Below are 18,380 nucleotides of genomic sequence, written 5' to 3'. Positions count from 1 at the left end.
TAACAAACTCGATTATATTACCCTTACAGACAGTAATAGATTGAATAGTTGAGTAAATAAGTAAATAATATCGCCCCGTTTACACGGGGCTTTTTTCTATCGGAGGCACAATGCTCTACCGTCTAGCCAGAACTGGCTTTTTCCAACTTGATGCCGAAAAGGCACATGATCTTGCAATTCAAAATTTCAAACGCTTCACAGGCACTCCTATTGATCTTTTGTATCGCCAACAATTACCTAATCGACCTGTAGAATGCATGGGTCTTACTTTTAAAAACCCAGTTGGCCTAGCGGCTGGCCTAGATAAAAACGGCGAATGTATTGATGCATTTGGCGCAATGGGTTTTGGTTTCGTTGAAGTAGGAACGGTAACTCCTCGTCCACAAGCCGGTAATGACAAACCACGTCTGTTCCGTCTTGTTGAAGCTGAAGGTATCATCAACCGCATGGGGTTCAATAACCTTGGCGTCGACAATCTTATTGAGAACGTTAAGAAGTCGAACTACGACGGCATCTTAGGTATCAACATCGGTAAGAACAAAGACACACCAATTGAAAAGGGCGCTGAAGATTACTTGATCTGTATGGAGAAGGTATATCAATACGCTGGTTACATTGCTGTGAACATCTCTTCACCAAATACTCCAGGACTTCGTTCTCTACAATACGGCGAAGCTCTAGACGATCTATTGTCTGAACTTAAAACGAAACAATCTGAACTAGAAGAGAAGCATGGTAAATATGTTCCTCTTGCTCTTAAGATTGCTCCGGATCTAAGTGATGACGAAATTAGCCAAATTTGTGAATCATTGATCAAAAATAAGATCGATGGTGTGATCGCAACAAACACAACATTGGATCGTTCAATCGTTGAAGGCATGAAACATTGCGATGAAGCGGGTGGCCTAAGTGGACGTCCAGTTCAATCTCGCAGTACTGAAGTGGTTCGTAAACTTCACGAAGAGTTGGGTGACCAATTACCGATCATCGGGGTAGGTGGCGTTGACTCTTACGTTGCTGCGAAAGAGAAAATGATGGCAGGCGCGAAGCTTGTACAAGTTTACTCTGGTTTCATCTACAAAGGCCCAGGTCTTGTAGGCGACATCGTTAAGAATTTATAGTCCCGAAAACCAGAACTTTTATAAACCCAGAGCTTTTATAAACAGAGTTATCAAAAAGATTTGGTTATTTTAGGAAAGCTATAATTTGGCATCGTCTTACTAAAAGAGACACTGTAACTCACTGAGTTGTAGACAGAAGCGATAAGAAAGAGGAATTCATTTCCTCTTTTTTTTTGCCTATTGCTCAGTAAAATTACTGTAATTGAAGGTAATTTTGCGTTTTACCTAATGGAATGGTTCAACAGTGTGAGACGAAATGATGCTTAAACCTAGCGATACATGGAGTTGGTATTACGATGAGCAGCAATGTTCATTAATGCTAAACCTCGGAGAGGATATGATTTTCAAAACGAATCTGGTCCGCAATAAGCTGGTGGACTGCGCGTTTAGAGATAATGAATTCACCGTTGATGACGCATCTTCATACCAAACCTTCAAAGAACAAATTTCTGGCTTAGAACTGTCTGAGCCTCGCCAAGCTGAACTCGCACTATATTGTGTGGCAGCAAAGCGCTTCCACAAGCCAGTACAGCCTAAAAGCTGGTTCTTCGATTCACAAGGCGCTGGCCACGAATCTCCTCAAGAAGGGGATATCGTACAAATGAATAACGAGCATAGCCTAGGTTACTTCATTGTATTAGAAGTGGGAGAGTGTGCGAGCCTATGTGCATTTGTCGACTTAGAAGAGTTTCTGCTCACACCTTCAAAAGGGTTAAGTTTTGGAGACTCGATTAAGGTGATGCACGATAGGATGGTAGACGCGAACTCTATTCTTCATTTTCACCATACACATATTGCAATGGTCGGTTAATTCCCCAGTTTAGTTCATCATTTCTAACACACATTGCAACGCATAAACCTATCAAACCTTCCTTAGAATCGGCTCAATAGCCGATTTTTTTGTGCCTAAAAAACCTCATCCAGATAAATACATCACCGCTTAACTATTTAATTAGTGAACTTGTGACTGTTTTTTCATCTTAATTTCTGCCTATTTTCATCGCCAGAAGTGTAAATTACCTCCCTTTATTCCCTGTTTTTGTGCTTTTGTAGCTAACTTTCAGTCTTAAATTAGGTCTGGTATATACCAATTTCAAGGTGAATATAAATTCACACCGCCGCGTTGGCCGATGTTTGGTCATAAATTGTGCTGATTCGATAAGTCTTATGTTCTAAGGGGATGTGGGTAAGCGATCGCTTCATGACTGTGTGTTTGCTAGCCAGTTAGTCGAAAGATTCAATGAAAAGACAAGTTTAGTGTGATGCTCTAATAACAAATTCAGGTATAATCGAGCTAATTTTTATCAATAAAAGAACACTATGAATCAATATCTAGCGGTTACCTCAAACGGCCTTGAGAATTTATTAGTTGAAGAACTAACCCAACTAGGGATTACAAATGCAAAACCTGTTCAAGCAGGTGTTAAATTCAAAGCGACCAATGAGCAAATTTATCGTTGTTGTTTATGGAGTCGTTTGGCTTCTAGATTTGTACGTGTCCTTTCTGAATTCACTTGTATGGACGACATGGATTTGTACCTATCAACCACCGCGGTTAACTGGGTAAATCAATTCCATAGCTCTAAGCGTTTTGTTGTTGACTTTAACGGTACAAACAACGAAATCCGTAATAGCCAATACGGTGCGATGAAAGTAAAAGATGCCGTTGTTGATAGCTTTGAGAAAAAGTCTTTGCCTCGTCCGTCTATCAGCAAAGAAAATCCAGATATTCGTATTCACGTTCGTCTACATCGTGATAAAGCGATTCTTGGTGTTGATATGGTAGGTAGCGGTCTTCACCAACGTGGTTATCGTCCAGAATCAGGCCGCGCACCATTGCGTGAAACCCTTGCTGCAGCGATTCTTCTTCGTAGTGGCTGGGACGCAACTAAGCCTTTCCTAGACCCAATGTGTGGTTCAGGTACGTTAGTGATTGAAGCGGCAATGATGGCTGCGAACATGGCTCCAGGTGTTAAGCGCCAGAAGTGGTGTTTTGAATCACTAGAAGATTTTGAACCAGAACTGTGGGCTGAAGTGAAAGCTGAAGCGAACGTTCAAGGTCGTCGTGGCGTTAAGAAAGTAGAGTGTAAGTTCTATGGCTACGACAATGACGAGCGCATGATCAAAACAGCGCGTGACAATGCTCGTCGTGCTGGTGTTGAAGAGCTGATTGAATTCGAAGTAGGCGATGCTGCAAAGCTTAAGCGTCCTACAGAGTTTACTGATGGTGTGATTGTTTCTAACCCACCTTATGGTGAGCGTCTTGGCACAGAGCCGGGTTTGATTGCACTTTACACGGCATTCGGTGCACAACTTAAAACGGAATTTGGCGGTTGTAACGCGTCTATCTTCTCTAGTTCTGACGAACTGCTTAGCTGCTTACGTATGCGTGCAGACAAACAGTTCAAATTGAACAATGGTGCGTTACCGTGTCACCAAAAGAACTACTCAATTTCAGATCGTCCGATGTCAGAGCGTCCAACGGGTGAACAAGAGCAACTTATTGCCCCAGACTTCGCAAACCGTCTTAAAAAGAACATCGGTAAAATTGGCAAGTGGGCTAAGAAAGAGCAATTAGATTGTTACCGTATCTACGATGCGGACTTACCAGAATACAATGTAGCGATTGACGTATACCCAGGTCACCTAGTGATTCAAGAATACGCAGCACCTAAAGATGTACCGGAAGAGAAAGCAAAACGTCGCTTAACCGATATCATCCGTGCTTCTATTCAAGTCACTGGCGTTGAAGCAAACAACGTGGTTCTTAAGGTTCGTCAGAAGCAGAAAGGCCGATCTCAATATCAAAAAATGGCTCAAGACTCCTCTAACCTAGAAGTGAACGAATACGGCGTTAAGCTGATTGTTAATCTTCATGACTACTTAGATACGGGCTTGTTCTTAGATCATAAGATCACTCGTCGTCGTATCGGCGAAATGGCTGCAGGTAAAGATTTCCTTAACTTATTTGCTTACACAGGCAGTGCATCTGTTCATGCTGCTGTGGGTGGCGCACGCTCTACAACAACCGTTGACATGTCTAATACCTACCTTGAGTGGGCAAAGCAGAACATGGAGCTTAATGGCCGTGTTGGTCGTCAACATCAGTTTGTTCAAGCTGACTGCTTACAGTGGTTGGTTAAAGAGCAGGGTTCTTACGACCTGATCTTCATTGATCCCCCAACGTTCTCAAACTCTAAGCGTATGGATCAATCTTTTGATGTTCAGCGTGATCACATTCAATTGATGGAAAACCTTAAGCGTCTTCTTCGTGAAGAAGGCACAATTGTGTTCTCTAACAACAAGCGTCACTTCAAAATGGATGTAGAAGGCCTAGAAGAGTTAGGTCTCAAAGCTCAGAACATCTCAGCTAAAACGCTTCCATTGGACTTCTCTCGTAACAAGCACATTCATAACTGCTGGTTGATTACACATAAGTAATTAAGAGATTGTATAAGGATATAGCGTGCTGACTCTCTACAGTACAGAAGGGTGCCATCTATGTGAGATGGCATTCAAACTCACGGAACAGTTAAACATTAGCCATCACGTCAACGTTGTCGACATTGCATTTGATGATGAGCTCTTTTCCCGTTACGGGGTCACTATTCCGGTGCTCAAATTTGAAAGCTCTGACTTTTCTCAAAGCTCAGAGCTTAACTGGCCATTTGGCTTGTTAGAACTTAATGATTGGTTAAAAAAGAATGGCATTACTTACAATTCATAACGGGCAATTAGCGTTTGGCGATCACCCGTTATTAGATCGTGCGGACTTTGCACTGCAAGAAAACGAACGTGTGTGTTTAGTAGGGCGCAATGGCGCGGGTAAGTCTACGTTAATGAAAATCCTGTCAGGGAACATCATCATGGACGACGGCAAGATGCAAATCACACAAGATGTGGTTGTGTCTCGCCTTGAGCAAGATCCACCGCGTAATGAAGAAGGCACCGTTTATGATTACGTTGCTGGTGGCCTAGCGGAAATCGGCGAACAGTTGAAGATCTATCATGATCTTTTGGATCTCATTGGTACTGACCCTAGCGAAAAGAACTTAAATCGTCTTACTCGTGTGCAAGAGCAGTTGGATCATGCCAACGCATGGCGTTTCGAAGATCGCGTAAGTAACGTAATGGCGGCGCTTAAACTCACTGCTGAAACAAAACTGACGGATTTGTCTGGTGGTTGGCAACGTAAAGCGGCGCTTGCTCGTGCGCTTGTATGTGACCCAGACGTGCTTCTACTCGACGAACCGACTAACCACCTAGATGTTGCGACAATCGAATGGTTAGAAGGCTTCCTGAAAGATTTCCGTGGTTCAATCATCTTTATCTCCCATGACCGTGCTTTCATCAAATCGATGGCAACTCGCATTGTTGATCTTGATCGCGGCAAGCTGAGCTCGTTCCCTGGCGATTACGAAAACTACTTGCTAGAGAAAGAAGAAGCGTTACGTGTCGAAGAGATGCAGAACGCTGAATTCGATAAAAAGCTTGCTCAAGAAGAAGTATGGATTCGTCAGGGCATTAAAGCTCGTCGAACGCGTAACGAAGGCCGTGTACGTGCACTTAAGAAGTTGCGTGAAGAGCGCATCAATCGTCGTGAAGTGCAGGGTAAAGCGGTTATTCAGATCGATGATGGTCAACGTTCAGGCAAGATTGTATTCGAAGCAGAGAATCTTAACTTTGGCTTTGAAGGCAAAGAGATCGTTAAAGATTTCAGCTTCAATATTATGCGTGGTGATCGTATTGCTCTGATCGGCCCTAATGGCTGTGGTAAGAGTACCGTACTTAAACTGCTTCTTGATCAGCTGAAGCCTGATTCTGGCCGTCTGCATTGTGGTACTAAACTTGAAGTGGCTTACTTCGACCAATACCGCGAAATCCTAGACCCTGAGAAGTCAGTAATTGACAATCTAGCGGATGGTAAGCAAGAAGTGACAGTAGGCGGCCGTGAGCGCCATGCACTGAGCTACCTACAAGATTTCTTGTTCTCTCCTAAACGTGCTCGCACTCCGGTGAAAGCACTGTCTGGTGGTGAGAAAAACCGTCTGTTATTAGCTCGTATTTTCCTTAAGTCGAATAACTTATTGATTCTCGATGAGCCAACCAACGATCTAGATATCGAAACTTTGGAACTTTTAGAAGATTTGCTTGCCAACTATCAGGGTACGCTTCTTTTAGTGAGCCACGATCGACAGTTTGTTGATAACACGGTTATGACAAGTTGGATATTTGAAGGCAACGGCGTTGTTGAAGAATTTGTTGGTGGTTACCACGATGCTCAGCAACAAAGAAAGCAGGCTATAGAGTACCGACAGGTTGAAAAGCCATCAAAGCCAGAGAAAGTAGTTGAGGAAACTCCCAAAACTGCGCCAGTTAAGGCTAAAGCTAAGAAGTTATCGTATAAGCTACAACGAGAACTAGAAGCGCTACCTTTGCGTTTGGAAGAATTGGAAACTCAAATTGAAACTCTTCAGGAAGAAGTCAACGATCCTAGCTTCTTTTCAAAATCTGTAGAGCAGACACAACCAGTATTAGATAAGCTATCTGCAGCAGAGCAGGAGCTTGAAGTTGCTTTTGAGCGCTGGGAAGAGCTCGAGGCACTACAACAGGAAAGTTAAGAAGTAATCATGACTTGTAATAAATTTAAATTAACAACAGTTGCAGCCTTAGTTTTGGCTGCAACTAACGCGAATGCTGCACTGTACAAGGTAGTTGAAGTCGCGACTCCTAGCTCAATTGTCGGAGCTTCTGAAACGTTTGGTGTCGCGATTCAACCAGCTGCGGTTACCGGAACTGAAAGTTGTTTTACCGCTGGTACTATCGGTGGTGTCGCTTGTGATAGCTTTAAGCTAGCAGGTGAAACTCGTAATTCGCTTGAAGCCATTAGTTACCGTGAAGAAGTTCCTTTCGCTATGGATGCTGTCTTCCAATATTTACAAGAGTTCGATGACTTCAAAAACTATTGTAAACGTGAACTAAGATATTCCACATGTGAAAGCTGGGCGAAAACTCGCTGGGAAGATACTTGGTTTAAGGAAAGAAACAACCTGAGTTATGTAAATGCAAAGGCATTTATAGAAGGCGGGGCAATACTCGATACTCGCAATACAGTGATCAACTCCCTTTATGTGAACGACGCATCAGAAGTTAAGCCTTTAGGTATCAAATCAGAAGGTAGCATTCGTAATAACGCAATCTTTACAACGTCACCAAATGGGCCTGCAGGATCTTCTGAGACTCGAGCATGGAAAGCTATCAAAGCAAGTAATGGTACTGTTTACAATGTAGGTAGTGTTTCTACTAGTGAAACCATTACGGAGACGTCAACGCCGGATCCTGTATTTAGTTCAAAAGCTGCTATTTGGGATGGTACGAATACCAAGCAAATCGATTGGACTCGTGGTGGAACTGCTAGACAAGGCGATTACTATGCTCAAGGTAGCATGCGTTCAATTGCCGAATCGGATACTAAGTTTTATGGCGTAGGCTACAATACTGTTGATGGTAGTGGTGATCTGCAAGATATGAATGCATCTGTATTCATCAGTAAATCTCTGGACTTAGCTGACAGCGCGAATACTTGGACGACCAAATCAATTGAGGGGGCTAAGGTCAACTCTAACTCGTCTAATGATTACAAATACAGTAACTCTGTAGCGACCGATATCAACAAAAACTTGTTTGTTATTGGTAACTCTAAGCGTAATGGTCGAGTGCCTGAAAATGGTAGCGCAGGCAGTAAGATGTTTGTTGTTACTGATGCTTCAGTTGCGACTCCAACAGCGACATACCTAACGGGTGGTATCTTCTTTGCTGGTTCGAGTGGTGAAGCTAGAGCCGTTAACAACTTCAATGAAATTGTTGGTCAAGTTGACGCAGAAACAACGCGTGAAGTTGATGGCAGTGAGCGTAGACACCGCGGCTTTATTTACCCTTACGATGTTGCTAGTTCGAAAGACGAACGTCGTAAAAATATCTTTAATGAGAAAGCTTGGTGGTTAGACGATCTAACAAACGATGGCAACGTTTCTGGAGAGAACAACAAGTTCCGAATCATTGATGCTTCAGGTATCAACGATGCGGGTGTTATCTCTGCAACAGCTATAAAATGTATGATCGATACAAATGGAGACGGTAGAGGTAACGATGAACGAGCCTACGATACAACGTCTCACAACTCATACTGTGCTGGTGCTGCGTCTAATGCAGTAGAAGAGGTTGTTGCGGTTAAATTGATTCCTATCGAAGGTAAAGGTAAGAGTGATATCCAAGCTCGTAGTACTGATACAGCAAAGGTCGATCGTAAAGGCGGTAGCTTAGGTTGGTTCGCTTTGACTGTACTCGGCTTATTAGGGTTCCGTAGAAAATTTAAATAATTTCACCTCTTGAGCCCGAGTTCACAATTCTGAATTCGGGCTTTTTTTCGCCTTGAGAAAAGTGAAAAACTGGTCGATTCTTAAAGTTGGAGTCACAAAAACTCCGCAAAGTTGTAATCATTGTATGTTAGTAAATAGAACACCCGTATGAGGACTGCACTATGAAGAGACAAAAGCGTGATCGACTAGAACGAGCACAATCTCAAGGCTACAAAGCTGGTATAAACGGTAGGTCACAAGAAGCTTGCCCATATAGCCAAATGGATTCTCGGTCTTATTGGTTAGGTGGTTGGCGTGACGCCAAAGGTGATAAGCAATCAGGTCTCTATAAATAGATAGGGCGGAACATATTCAAAGATCAAGGCTCCATTGTTGTACAGCAGTGGAGCCTTGTTAGTTTCTGAGTGGGCATATAAGTTAGATAAAATAAATGTAATGGCGTAGAGAGCTAACACTTTAAGCTGATACTGATACTTGTAGTGGAATACACAGTTGCTGGTGGACTAATACAGTACAGTTTCGGAATAAGAAAGTTTGTTTAATCAGCACACTCTAGTGCACTATAACTAAATATATTGGAGTGAAAATAAAGCAGCCAATGGCTGCTTTATTAAAATCTAACTGCGTTACTCTAATTAAATGATTAGATTAGAATGCTGACGTATCTTGGAAAAGGCCAACTTTCAAATCTTTAGCAACATAAATCTCTTTGCCATCAACAAGTACGCGACCATCTGCAAGGCCCATAACTAGGCGACGGTTAACAACACGCTTCATGTGGATTTCGTAAGTCACTTTTTTCGCAGTAGGTAGGATTTGGCCAGTGAATTTCACTTCGCCTACACCTAAAGCACGGCCTTTACCTTTGCCGCCAACCCAACCAAGGTAGAAGCCAACAAGCTGCCACATTGCATCAAGTCCTAGACAACCAGGCATTACTGGGTCACCAGGGAAGTGACAGTCGAAGAACCATAGGTCAGGAGTAATATCCAGTTCAGCAAGAATCAAACCTTTACCGAAATCACCTTCAGTCTCAGACATTTTAGTGATGCGATCCATCATCAACATGTTCGGTGCTGGTAGTTGAGGACCTTCAGGCCATAGTTCGCCTTGGCTTGATGCTAGAAGATCTTCGCGAGTGTAAGAATCACGTTTGTTTTGCATTATCAATTACTCCAATTTTTGATAGGTGCATATTAGTGAACAGGTGTACGCTAAACAAGTCCGATCAGTACTAGACAAACCAGTTTTTAATGCGTCCAACAATTCCAATAGGGTGCTCATGTCTTTCAAAGTTTTCAATACGTTCCGCAATTTTGCTCAGAACGCTTTCTTGTTCATCGTCTCTAAATGGTTTGTTCATAATAAGAGGAATAGCTTCATCTACATTAGAGACAGACCAAATATGGAATTCTTTGTTTTTGATGCTTTCAATTAGGTCTGGCTTCAGAGCAAGATGTCGTAAGTTAGATCTTGGAAGGATCACACCTTGTTCGCCAGTTAACCCGTTGTGTTTACACACATGATAGAAGCCTTCGATTTTCTCGTTTAGCCCACCAACTGCTTGTACACGACCGAATTGGTCGACAGCACCGGTTACCGCTATTTGTTGATTGATAGGGTATTCCGACAAAGCACTGACCAAAGAGCAAAGCTCAGCAAGAGAAGCACTATCGCCATCAACTTCGCAGTATGATTGCTCAAATACAACAGAAGCAGCATAGGGCAACGGATCTTCAAGGTTTAACGCGCTGCTTACAAATGCTTGCATGATCATCATACCTTTGGCGTGAAGGTTACCACCGAGTTCCGCTTTGCGTTCAACGTCTGCAATATCACCATCACCAAAGTGGATAACACATGAAATTCGGGCTGGTTCACCATACGATACAGGGTGTCCTGGTACATCGATAACCGTCAGACCATTAACTTGTCCAACTTGTTCACCCTCGGTTTCGATAATAACTTGGCCATCTCGAATATCATCAAGAGCACGTTCAGGTAAGTACGACTCGCGGTTGTATTTGTGTTGTTGTGCTTGCTGAATATGGTGACCATCAATCTCACCATGGTCGGCTTCAATCAAAGCTTCGTTTAATAACGCATTGTGCCAAATCGGGCACAACGGTATATAGCTTTGGTCTTCAGTTTCTCTTGCTCCAGCAGTAAGAATGCCTGTCACCGCCTGTTGCGTGATGTTTGGCAGTTCATAACGTTGTTGGAGCCATTTAAGGTAACCAAGATATTGAGTCAACGTCTCTTCTGTTAGCTTTATGTCTTGTTCAATTTCACTGAATAGGCAGAAGCCGGTTTGAATATCACTGTCTAGGTAATCAAGATCGCCGAGTTGAGCTCGGTCTCCAACCACAATCAACTTAATATTGTAGGTAAGCGGTAAAGATGGAGATTGGTTTAAGTGTTCAGGGTTGCTACTGATGGGCTCTACGGCCTCACCAAGAAGTGCCGATTTAAGCAGTAACCAGCTTCCCGGGTTTGCTAGAATCAAGTTGGCTGAAACAATCAGATAACCATTGTTCGCTCTAGCCAGTAAGCCAGGCTTTGTCGCAACGACTTGGCCATCTTTTGATTGAACTTGGTCAAACAGAGAGACAGCATTTAAAGACTCAGTTTTTATTACTGGTAACGTGTGATCATCTAGAGCAGTTACTAAAGATTCAACGATCATTTGACGATAGATCGAATTGTCCGGAGCGTTGACAAGTAAAACACGCGAAAGGTTGGACAAACGGACAAAGCGGGTTAACGCATCGTTGAATCTATGTTGAATGTCTGAAAATGGGAAAGGCGAGATGTCAGGGAATTGCTCTAATTGAGCGCTATATTCGTCGTACTGAGGCGTAACATGTCGCCAATCTACTAGAGTCATTTAAGTTTCTGATTATGATAATGAGGTAGGGAGTATATAGAAAAACCGATCTCGCTTGTAGCTCTATGTTGTAGTTACTAATCACTAAGCTAATATAAGTATGATCTTGGTCTATTCTTTCAAGACAACAATTGTTAAATAGCCTATTTTGGGTTACGCTGTCACTAGGATTAACTCTCGAGATTAGACATGAAATATCAGCAGCTTGAAAACTTGGAATGTGGTTGGAAATGGAACTATCTGGTCAAAAAATGGAAAGAAGGCGAGTCGATCACCTGCCATATTGATTCAAGTGAAGCTGACGTTGCTGTACAAGCCTTATTGAAGCTTGAACACCAACCAACAGGTGTTCTTGAGTGGATATCTGACAACATGTCTCCTGAGCTCGATAACAAGCTCAAGCAAGCGATTCGAGCTAAGCGAAAGCGTCACTTTAATGCTGAACAAGTTCACACCAAGAAAAAATCAATCGACCTTGATTATCGTGTATGGGAAAAGCTATCCCAGCGTGCGAACGAGCTAGGTTGTACGCTATCAGATGCTATCGAGTATTTGGTAAGCGAAGCATCTCGTAGTGAACAGGCCAGCAAGACAGTAACCAATCTTAAAGAAGATTTAAGCAAGCTCCTTTCTGACGATAAATAATCATCAACAGTAGTGGTGACATTATGATGTATGTAATCTTAATCGGTGCAGCGTTGGTTTTTTGGTTAGTCGCGGTTGATAGGCCGGTATTGAAAATCAAATTTAACGATGGGGCGATCGAACAAGTTAAAGGTCATCTTCCACCCAGCTTTAAGCACAACCTTCAAGAGATTGGCCACAACAACACTTTTAAAGGTGAATTAAAAGTGTACGCAAAGCGCTCTGGTTATAATCTCAAGTTCACAAAGGATGTACCTAAGAACGTGCAACAACGTATTCGTAATGTATTCCCACATAACGGCTTCAAATCTAAAGGTTCAAAGAAGGCGTAATGGTCAAGAATTACGTCTTATCTTGTCAATTTTCATACTAAGTTAGTTCTTCGCTTGCCTTAACCATCGTCATACTGTTCTCAGTTCCAATAAAGGAGAACAGTATGAGATATCTAATCCTTTTGTTGTTTTTTTTATCCCCAGTCGTATTTCCCGACGATGCATTGGTCAATCCGGTAGCCAAAAAAATCAAAGCGACGGTCATGAAAGGCCTAAAAAAGAGCAATGTTGAAATCGATGGTTATTGTGACCTGATGATTGAAATGAAGCACTCCAAAGGTTATACAAAAATCAAGAGAGTGAGAACATCCGGCGATAGTAAAGCTTGTAGACAGGCGAAACAGCACTTACCAAACAAGAAACAGTTCAAATACAGTTTCCCAGAAAAGTACATCCGACTTCATATCACAAACTGACCTGGATAATGCACTATAACTAAATGATATTAATATGATTGTCTAAAATGCCAATGAATACGAGTGAATTACGGTGATCTGAGTTAGATGCCAGTTTGTTGCACTGTCACTTGATATGACAATATGTCTCGTAGGGCGTTCATTTTACTGATATCTATTTAACCGAAGGTGCCAAATGTACACGAATCTTGTTTAGCGACAGCGTGTTTAACGGGGATGCCGAGGTGTTGGCAAGTCATTAGTACCTTTAGTTTTCTATCGGCAGGAGCATGTTCTGAGAGAATCACAGAGCTTATACACTCTTTATTCAGATACAGCTTGTTGCCAATAATCTCTTCATTGGGCAGTACCCAGCGATATTCTTTTTCGTAACGCCAGTTTGAATGTTTGATTCCAAGTACGCTCGCGGCTAATTTCGATGCTTTTAAGTCAACTAGCGAAGGAGTACTAAGCATGCTTGGGTTGTCAGCATACTGAACTTCAAAGCAATTGAGATCTGCCTCACCGTGATAACAGTTAAGATCATACTCAATACACATACCTTTAAAGTTATCACCATACTGAGACCAAAGTATGGGATGGTCATTCGATTGAGAGAAGCACATTACCTTGAAGTCATTCTGAAGTTCTTTGTTGAACAGGTGATGAGATTCAAAAGGGTTATTAAAGGTCTTAGCGGAATCAAACCACAACGAACACTCGGATATCGATTGTATGTTTCTATCGTGAAGAGATCTGAACTTATAAAGTTTAGGCAACATATCAAACACCTGGTTTACAACATTGTCTGATGTTAACACTATAATTCATAATGTAAGCGTGAATGCATAGTGTTTGCTTGCTTAGTCACCAAGTTAAAACATATAACCGCTTGATAGATCAAAATTTAAACATAAAATAGCAGCCTGTTTGAGTGATTTATCTTGCAATAGCGCTGGTTTTTTTAATAAGTTGCAACGTAACTTTATATTGGTGGAAGAATAGGTCTATATTTGGAGGCAATGTAAAGGAAGTTAAGTGAACCAATAATGATAAATCCGACCTCAAAGAGATCGGACTATTTGCAATGTTAGGCTAGTTGACCGCAATAAATTGGTCTAGCCATTGACGGAACTTTAGAAATGGTACCTTGCACCAATGTATGCTGTTTTGGATGAAACATCGATGGACTCTATTTCAATATGTGCAGAGCGGTAACCGATATGAACGTCGATGTTATCGGTAATTATTGCGCCAAATTCTCCACCGATTTGGTAAGCGGCCTCAGATTCAGAAGCTGAGAGCCCAAAGGCTTTGATTTCCGTATCAATAGATCCAACGCCTGCTAACAGGGAGACATACAAATCCAAGACGTCGCCTTTAACGATGAATTTGGGCTTAACATTCACGAAGAAGGCTTGGCCTTCAATATCCATCATTTGAGCAAAGTTAACTTTGCCAATTTTTCGGTACTCCGCTTCTAATCCCAGCTTTACTACATCGTGTGTATTGAACTCATAACCGCCAACTAAGTTATAACTCAAATCAGCTAGATCAGAAGAATCTTCAATTTTGCTACCGCGGTATTCTAATTCGGTTTCATTATAAAATCCGACATCTACACCTGCATAAAAATGACCGAGATCTTTAGCTGCTGTGTCATTTTCATTAGCAAGCGCGTATGAACTCATGCCAAAAGCGGTGAATAGTGATAGGGCAACCATACCGATTTTCATATTAAGCCTTTTATATAATAAGTTATTGATTCCTTGAATATCTTACCAAATGTAGAGCTTTTAAACTAATAGTGGTTTTGTGTAACCATCTGATTTATGAACTTATTATCGATATAAACGTCAATACGAAGCAAGATGATTTGATTTTAGCAGTATCGCTTCAAAGAGCAATACGTTGATGATACAAAGCGATTTCGAGAGTACTTTTATAGACCACTGAAAAATTTCACCTTGTATATGGTGTCAGCCTTACCCGCAGCTTTTTTATGTGTGGCGCTTATCTCACTAATCACGACGACAGAACTCTTTGAATTAACGATTGGTCTTCCTAATTTGGCTTGGTATTTAATATTAGTCGCTTTCGCTGGACTGTTTATGAGAGTGGCTTACCATAAGATCACAGATACACAAAGCATCAAGTACGCGGATGAACTTTTACTTAATTATGAAAGCGCTCACGTTAAAAGAGTTGAGCTAACATTCTGGAATAATATAAGAAAAGTGATTGAATATGATGTTATACGCGGTATTTTTCTGCGCTAAACTTGTAAGAATGAGAGTGATACAATAGTATCACTCTAATCTTTTATTGGAGTCATTTATATGAAAGTCGAGCTCGTAACTTCTCTTAAGCGTCAAGCTACCAAAATCCTTGCTGACCTGCACGACACCAAAGAGCCCGTGTTGATCACCGAGCATGGCAAACCTTCAGCGTATCTCGTGGATGTTGACGACTACCAATTTATGCAAAACCGCTTGGCTATCCTCGAAGGGATCGCACGCGGTGAGCGCGCCATTTCTGAAGGCAAGGCGCTGAGTCATGACGAAGCCAAAGACAAGATGTCAAAATGGCTGAAGTGATTTGGAGTGAGCCCGCGTTATCGGACCTTAACGATATCGCGGAATACATTGCCCTTGAAAACTTAGTCGCGGCCAAACAGCTGGTTCGAAACATTTTCGACAAAGTTGAACGTCTCAGCGACTTTCCCGAGTCTGGGCGTCTGTCTCCTGAGCTTGAGCACTTTAATTATCGCGAAGTCGTAGTGAATCCATGTCGAGTTTTCTACAAGCAAGAAGGTGACAAGGTGTACATCTTGTTTGTGATGCGCGCGGAGCGAGATTTACGTCGGTTTTTGCTGAGCAAACAGTAAAGCGTTTTTGCCACCTCTGATAGGCTGATGGTCTACGCAGACGAGGGTTCAACATGGCGAAAAAGAAAAAATCACTTCCATCTAAATATCCCACTAAACCTAAACCAGTGCTAAGGTGACATTTTAATCTGGCTCAAAAGTGACATTACTATCTGAGGCTTACACCTTTGATTCGTATTATGGGTCTAAATTATGTTGAGTGGTTCGCTGTGCTTAACTGAATAAGAACGTGGGTGAGTAACATGCTCAATGAGGAGGTCAGCTTGTCTGGCCTTTTTGATGCCCGTTAGGAAAATCGTTGTTAGAAGTTAACCCGTAACATAATTTGCACAATGCGCATTAGCATTCAAAATCCAAAATTGATTTATCAAATCTTACTTTTGATTCGCAATTTAGCCCCGCAGGGATAAGGGCACTCGATACAGTTCTTGGGCATGACTTCCTCAAATGCCCGAAAAGCAGCGAAGCGTTACTTCCTCAAAAGAAGATCACAAAACCTTCCTTTCATTTTGCCAGAATAGCTTTTTGGTACAGAGCACTCCCAATTTTCGTTTCTATCGATTACTCGACGCTTGACGACGAACAAGGACGGCGAAGACTGAGCAAGGACGGTGAGAAGGAAAAAGGAGAAGAAAGCCACCGAACACCGAGGCAAGCGTAGCGCGGGGTCGGGGCTTTCCTTTTCGAATATTCACATGTGATGTAAATCACGTTAGTTGGGGTAGACTTCCTTTAATAGTCTACCCTTGTGTAATATTTACACATTTTCTTTTTGTTCTTTAGTTAGAACTGGCTTTAGTTCTTCTGTTTTACCTTCAAAAAACGACATACCAAATACAGTATTTGTTTCTAGTAAGTGCTGCAAACTTTGGGCTATGCAGTATTTATCTATTACGGCTAATAGATGCTCTTTATCATCAGCTGGTAACTTTTGAACTCGTTCGAGAGCAATCTCTATAAGCGCATCGAGACTTGTCTTAGATACGTCTGTTAGTAGTGAATTGGGAGTGCATCCTAATGCCTTTGTTAGTGCGTATATAGTGCTTAGTTTTGGATCTGTATCATTACGTTCAATTTTGGATATTTGACCCAATCGGATCCCACAATGTTTTGCAAGCTCTCCTTGCGTCCACCCTCGATCACGCCTCAGGCGCTTTAAATTTTCCCCTATAGACATAATTAACCCGTGTTTTTTATCTTGTATGTTCAATTATAACCCTATATATTCAGCCTTAAGATTTAATTTACTCTATAGGATTATCTAATTTTATTCTACAGAGCTATTGACAGGTTTTTTTGATGTTGGATTTACTTAGATTAATGGTTCCATTTAAGTCTGAATATTGCTTTCAGCTTGAGTCGCGCACATCTAAAGATTCTGCATACTATGAGGAACTGAACGTATCTAAAGTAGCTTCAGATACGGGGTTTATTGGTTCTGGTGCTATTGAGCGTGATGAGTTTGGGAACATTAACAACGTCTTCAGTGAGTTCATTCCTTTTCAGCAAGTTCCATCAAGCTATACAGGTATTGCACTTAAATTTCATAATGGTTCTATAAATATTCCTCCACATATCGAGTTGAAAGCGAGCCCAGCTAAAATCATTCAAGGACATAACGTGTTTGGGTCTAACTGTATTTTACTTGCCTATTCAGAGTTTTATTCTTCTCTTACTTTGTCTAACCCTGAATTAGCATTAATGGTCGATTGGGATAGGGCTGAGGTGATGCAGCTTGATTGTACTTTTTCAGCAGTAGTTGAAACTGAACAGCAATGTAAACAAGTTATTAATCACTTTAGAAACGTGTCCCATGGTCAGGTTCGATCTTCCCGATATGACTACGAGACAACTTGTAAACACAATACGAACTCTTCTTACTGGGGTGGAAAAATCTACTCTAAGCATCATGAATTCATCAAGCAATATAACGAATATTCAGACAAGGCAAGGAAAGGCGATAGGCACGCTCAGTTTGTGTTTGATGCTATGTCAGACCCTAGGATTCTTCACTTTTCAAAATATTTAGTTCGCTTTGAATCAGAAGTAAAAAAACGAAAACTGCAACAACTAGGCATACCAACTAATATTCACGACTTAATAAAACATCAACATCAGCTAAAAGAAGATACAGGCAAAGAGTTAATCGAAGAACTCTGGAAAGAAACATACGGAAAGCTGATAGACAATACATTTAAAGGTCAATCTATGAACATATACGATGATGAAAAGGTACAGCAGACTCTTCGCACTTCTCATAAAAAAACCACACCTAAAGGCAATACCAGTTACGCCAAAGCGGATAGGGCATTTTCGTTTTATCGACGTCTTGTTAATGAAGGGTTCAAGGAAGTTCAACGTTCTTTTAGTGTGCGAAAAACGTTTTATAACAACTTAAACATGTTACTCGATGCTGGATTTACTAAAGCTCAACTTCAAAACTTATCAGGTAATGGAATGAATAAAGTTGTTCCTCTTTGTGAAGTCATCACCATAGATTTTTCTAAGCAAGTTCCTGATTGGTATATCGAGCCTGAATATGGCCCGATGACTAGGCAACTTTTCGAACTAGATACAAACGTTACTCAACTAAGAACAGCATAAGGCACAACATGATTAAGATAGAGATTTTTAAAGAAGATGAACGTGTAGAGACACGCACCTCAAGAGCAAAAGATGATAAACCAGCCCGTACTTTTTTCGAACAAGCCGCTTACGCGTATTTAGGGGGAAA

The 18,380-nt window shown here is 41.5% G+C and carries 18 protein-coding genes; 13 read left to right on the top strand and 5 right to left on the bottom strand.

From position 1 onward, the window contains the following. Window positions 1-110: 110 nt before the first annotated feature. The 7 genes from pyrD (at window position 111) to rmf (ending at window position 8,835) form a co-directional block, all read left to right on the top strand. The gene (pyrD, locus tag AB6D80_RS18260; RefSeq protein WP_017099304.1) at window positions 111-1,121 is read left to right on the top strand and encodes a quinone-dependent dihydroorotate dehydrogenase; all 1,011 of its coding nucleotides are present in this window, start codon (window positions 111-113) and stop codon (window positions 1,119-1,121) included. Between the two features lie 256 nt (window positions 1,122-1,377). Further along, window positions 1,378-1,932, top strand: coding sequence for a cell division protein ZapC (locus tag AB6D80_RS18255; protein WP_017099303.1), 555 nt, complete (start codon window positions 1,378-1,380; stop codon window positions 1,930-1,932). Window positions 1,933-2,441: 509 nt separating this feature from the next. After that, on the top strand, window positions 2,442-4,562 hold the full coding sequence (gene rlmKL / locus AB6D80_RS18250) for a bifunctional 23S rRNA (guanine(2069)-N(7))-methyltransferase RlmK/23S rRNA (guanine(2445)-N(2))-methyltransferase RlmL (protein ID WP_372189218.1): 2,121 nt from the start codon (window positions 2,442-2,444) through the stop codon (window positions 4,560-4,562). A 25-nt stretch (window positions 4,563-4,587) separates the two neighbouring features. After that, window positions 4,588-4,848: a glutaredoxin family protein gene (locus AB6D80_RS18245; protein ID WP_012603885.1), complete on the top strand. Its 261-nt coding sequence runs from the start codon at window positions 4,588-4,590 to the stop codon at window positions 4,846-4,848. Further along, the gene (locus AB6D80_RS18240; RefSeq protein WP_009846664.1) at window positions 4,826-6,742 is read left to right on the top strand and encodes an ABC transporter ATP-binding protein; all 1,917 of its coding nucleotides are present in this window, start codon (window positions 4,826-4,828) and stop codon (window positions 6,740-6,742) included. The genes AB6D80_RS18245 and AB6D80_RS18240 overlap by 23 nt, the downstream gene beginning before the upstream one ends. 9 nt (window positions 6,743-6,751) lie before the next feature. After that, window positions 6,752-8,500, top strand: coding sequence for a DUF3466 family protein (locus tag AB6D80_RS18235; RefSeq protein WP_372189216.1), 1,749 nt, complete (start codon window positions 6,752-6,754; stop codon window positions 8,498-8,500). 161 nt (window positions 8,501-8,661) lie between these two features. Further along, window positions 8,662-8,835: a ribosome modulation factor gene (gene rmf / locus AB6D80_RS18230; RefSeq protein ID WP_009846667.1), complete on the top strand. Its 174-nt coding sequence runs from the start codon at window positions 8,662-8,664 to the stop codon at window positions 8,833-8,835. A 313-nt stretch (window positions 8,836-9,148) separates the two neighbouring features. On the opposite strand, the gene fabA is transcribed toward rmf, so the two are convergent. Together fabA and AB6D80_RS18220 are read right to left on the bottom strand one after the other, a co-directional pair. Then, window positions 9,149-9,664: a bifunctional 3-hydroxydecanoyl-ACP dehydratase/trans-2-decenoyl-ACP isomerase gene (fabA, locus tag AB6D80_RS18225; RefSeq protein ID WP_010440782.1), complete on the bottom strand. Its 516-nt coding sequence runs from the start codon at window positions 9,662-9,664 to the stop codon at window positions 9,149-9,151. Window positions 9,665-9,734: 70 nt separating this feature from the next. Further along, on the bottom strand, window positions 9,735-11,387 hold the full coding sequence (locus tag AB6D80_RS18220; protein ID WP_017099300.1) for a Lon protease family protein: 1,653 nt from the start codon (window positions 11,385-11,387) through the stop codon (window positions 9,735-9,737). Window positions 11,388-11,576: 189 nt separating this feature from the next. Between AB6D80_RS18220 and matP the strand changes: the two genes are divergently transcribed. The 3 genes from matP to AB6D80_RS18205 all read left to right on the top strand — a co-directional run bounded on the left by matP (window position 11,577) and on the right by AB6D80_RS18205 (window position 12,780). Next, a complete protein-coding gene (gene matP, locus AB6D80_RS18215; RefSeq protein ID WP_009846670.1) occupies window positions 11,577-12,032 on the top strand; it encodes a macrodomain Ter protein MatP in 456 nt (151 codons plus the stop codon). A 23-nt stretch (window positions 12,033-12,055) separates the two neighbouring features. Then, complete coding sequence (locus AB6D80_RS18210; protein WP_012603889.1) at window positions 12,056-12,364, top strand: DUF3634 family protein; 309 nt, start codon at window positions 12,056-12,058, stop codon at window positions 12,362-12,364. A gap of 104 nt (window positions 12,365-12,468) precedes the next feature. Continuing rightward, the gene (locus AB6D80_RS18205) at window positions 12,469-12,780 is read left to right on the top strand and encodes a hypothetical protein (protein WP_371701702.1); all 312 of its coding nucleotides are present in this window, start codon (window positions 12,469-12,471) and stop codon (window positions 12,778-12,780) included. Window positions 12,781-12,938: 158 nt separating this feature from the next. Here AB6D80_RS18205 and AB6D80_RS18200 read toward each other — a convergent pair whose 3' ends face one another. Further along, on the bottom strand, window positions 12,939-13,541 hold the full coding sequence (locus AB6D80_RS18200; RefSeq protein ID WP_371701700.1) for a DUF2971 domain-containing protein: 603 nt from the start codon (window positions 13,539-13,541) through the stop codon (window positions 12,939-12,941). Between the two features lie 354 nt (window positions 13,542-13,895). Beyond that, window positions 13,896-14,495 carry an outer membrane beta-barrel protein gene (locus AB6D80_RS18195; RefSeq protein WP_372189214.1) on the bottom strand — a complete coding sequence of 200 codons (600 nt, stop codon included), beginning with the start codon at window positions 14,493-14,495 and terminating at the stop codon, window positions 13,896-13,898. 603 nt (window positions 14,496-15,098) lie between these two features. Between AB6D80_RS18195 and AB6D80_RS18190 the strand changes: the two genes are divergently transcribed. Together AB6D80_RS18190 and AB6D80_RS18185 are read left to right on the top strand one after the other, a co-directional pair. Beyond that, entirely contained in the window at window positions 15,099-15,356 is a 258-nt protein-coding gene (locus AB6D80_RS18190; protein WP_016787072.1) for a type II toxin-antitoxin system Phd/YefM family antitoxin, read from the top strand. After that, entirely contained in the window at window positions 15,344-15,646 is a 303-nt protein-coding gene (locus AB6D80_RS18185; RefSeq protein ID WP_371695079.1) for a type II toxin-antitoxin system RelE/ParE family toxin, read from the top strand. The genes AB6D80_RS18190 and AB6D80_RS18185 overlap by 13 nt, the downstream gene beginning before the upstream one ends. A gap of 757 nt (window positions 15,647-16,403) precedes the next feature. Here the strand turns inward: AB6D80_RS18185 and AB6D80_RS18180 are convergent. Then, window positions 16,404-16,856 carry a helix-turn-helix domain-containing protein gene (locus tag AB6D80_RS18180; RefSeq protein WP_372189212.1) on the bottom strand — a complete coding sequence of 151 codons (453 nt, stop codon included), beginning with the start codon at window positions 16,854-16,856 and terminating at the stop codon, window positions 16,404-16,406. A gap of 89 nt (window positions 16,857-16,945) precedes the next feature. Between AB6D80_RS18180 and AB6D80_RS18175 the strand changes: the two genes are divergently transcribed. Beyond that, complete coding sequence (locus AB6D80_RS18175) at window positions 16,946-18,250, top strand: phage/plasmid replication protein, II/X family (RefSeq protein ID WP_372189210.1); 1,305 nt, start codon at window positions 16,946-16,948, stop codon at window positions 18,248-18,250. The last annotated feature ends 130 nt before the right edge of the window (window positions 18,251-18,380 follow it).

Origin of the sequence: Vibrio sp. 10N.247.310.17 (assembly GCF_041466605.1) — a bacterium.
GTDB classification, from domain to species: domain Bacteria; phylum Pseudomonadota; class Gammaproteobacteria; order Enterobacterales; family Vibrionaceae; genus Vibrio; species Vibrio tasmaniensis_A.
This window is presented reverse-complemented; position numbering and strand designations above follow the sequence as displayed.

Bases quoted from the DNA above. Each gene is read 5' to 3' on its own strand.
- AB6D80_RS18185 (WP_371695079.1), top strand. From the start codon at position 15,344: ATGGCTGAAGTGATTTGGAGTGAGCCCGCGTTATCGGACCTTAACGAT.
- fabA (WP_010440782.1), bottom strand. From the start codon at position 9,664: ATGCAAAACAAACGTGATTCTTACACTCGCGAAGATCTTCTAGCATCA.
- AB6D80_RS18190 (WP_016787072.1), top strand. From the start codon at position 15,099: ATGAAAGTCGAGCTCGTAACTTCTCTTAAGCGTCAAGCTACCAAAATC.
- AB6D80_RS18210 (WP_012603889.1), top strand. From the start codon at position 12,056: ATGATGTATGTAATCTTAATCGGTGCAGCGTTGGTTTTTTGGTTAGTC.
- rlmKL (WP_372189218.1), top strand. From the start codon at position 2,442: ATGAATCAATATCTAGCGGTTACCTCAAACGGCCTTGAGAATTTATTA.
- rmf (WP_009846667.1), top strand. From the start codon at position 8,662: ATGAAGAGACAAAAGCGTGATCGACTAGAACGAGCACAATCTCAAGGC.
- matP (WP_009846670.1), top strand. From the start codon at position 11,577: ATGAAATATCAGCAGCTTGAAAACTTGGAATGTGGTTGGAAATGGAAC.
- AB6D80_RS18240 (WP_009846664.1), top strand. From the start codon at position 4,826: ATGGCATTACTTACAATTCATAACGGGCAATTAGCGTTTGGCGATCAC.
- AB6D80_RS18195 (WP_372189214.1), bottom strand. From the start codon at position 14,495: ATGAAAATCGGTATGGTTGCCCTATCACTATTCACCGCTTTTGGCATG.
- AB6D80_RS18235 (WP_372189216.1), top strand. From the start codon at position 6,752: ATGACTTGTAATAAATTTAAATTAACAACAGTTGCAGCCTTAGTTTTG.
- AB6D80_RS18205 (WP_371701702.1), top strand. From the start codon at position 12,469: ATGAGATATCTAATCCTTTTGTTGTTTTTTTTATCCCCAGTCGTATTT.
- AB6D80_RS18175 (WP_372189210.1), top strand. From the start codon at position 16,946: ATGTTGGATTTACTTAGATTAATGGTTCCATTTAAGTCTGAATATTGC.
- AB6D80_RS18200 (WP_371701700.1), bottom strand. From the start codon at position 13,541: ATGTTGCCTAAACTTTATAAGTTCAGATCTCTTCACGATAGAAACATA.
- AB6D80_RS18220 (WP_017099300.1), bottom strand. From the start codon at position 11,387: ATGACTCTAGTAGATTGGCGACATGTTACGCCTCAGTACGACGAATAT.
- AB6D80_RS18255 (WP_017099303.1), top strand. From the start codon at position 1,378: ATGATGCTTAAACCTAGCGATACATGGAGTTGGTATTACGATGAGCAG.
- pyrD (WP_017099304.1), top strand. From the start codon at position 111: ATGCTCTACCGTCTAGCCAGAACTGGCTTTTTCCAACTTGATGCCGAA.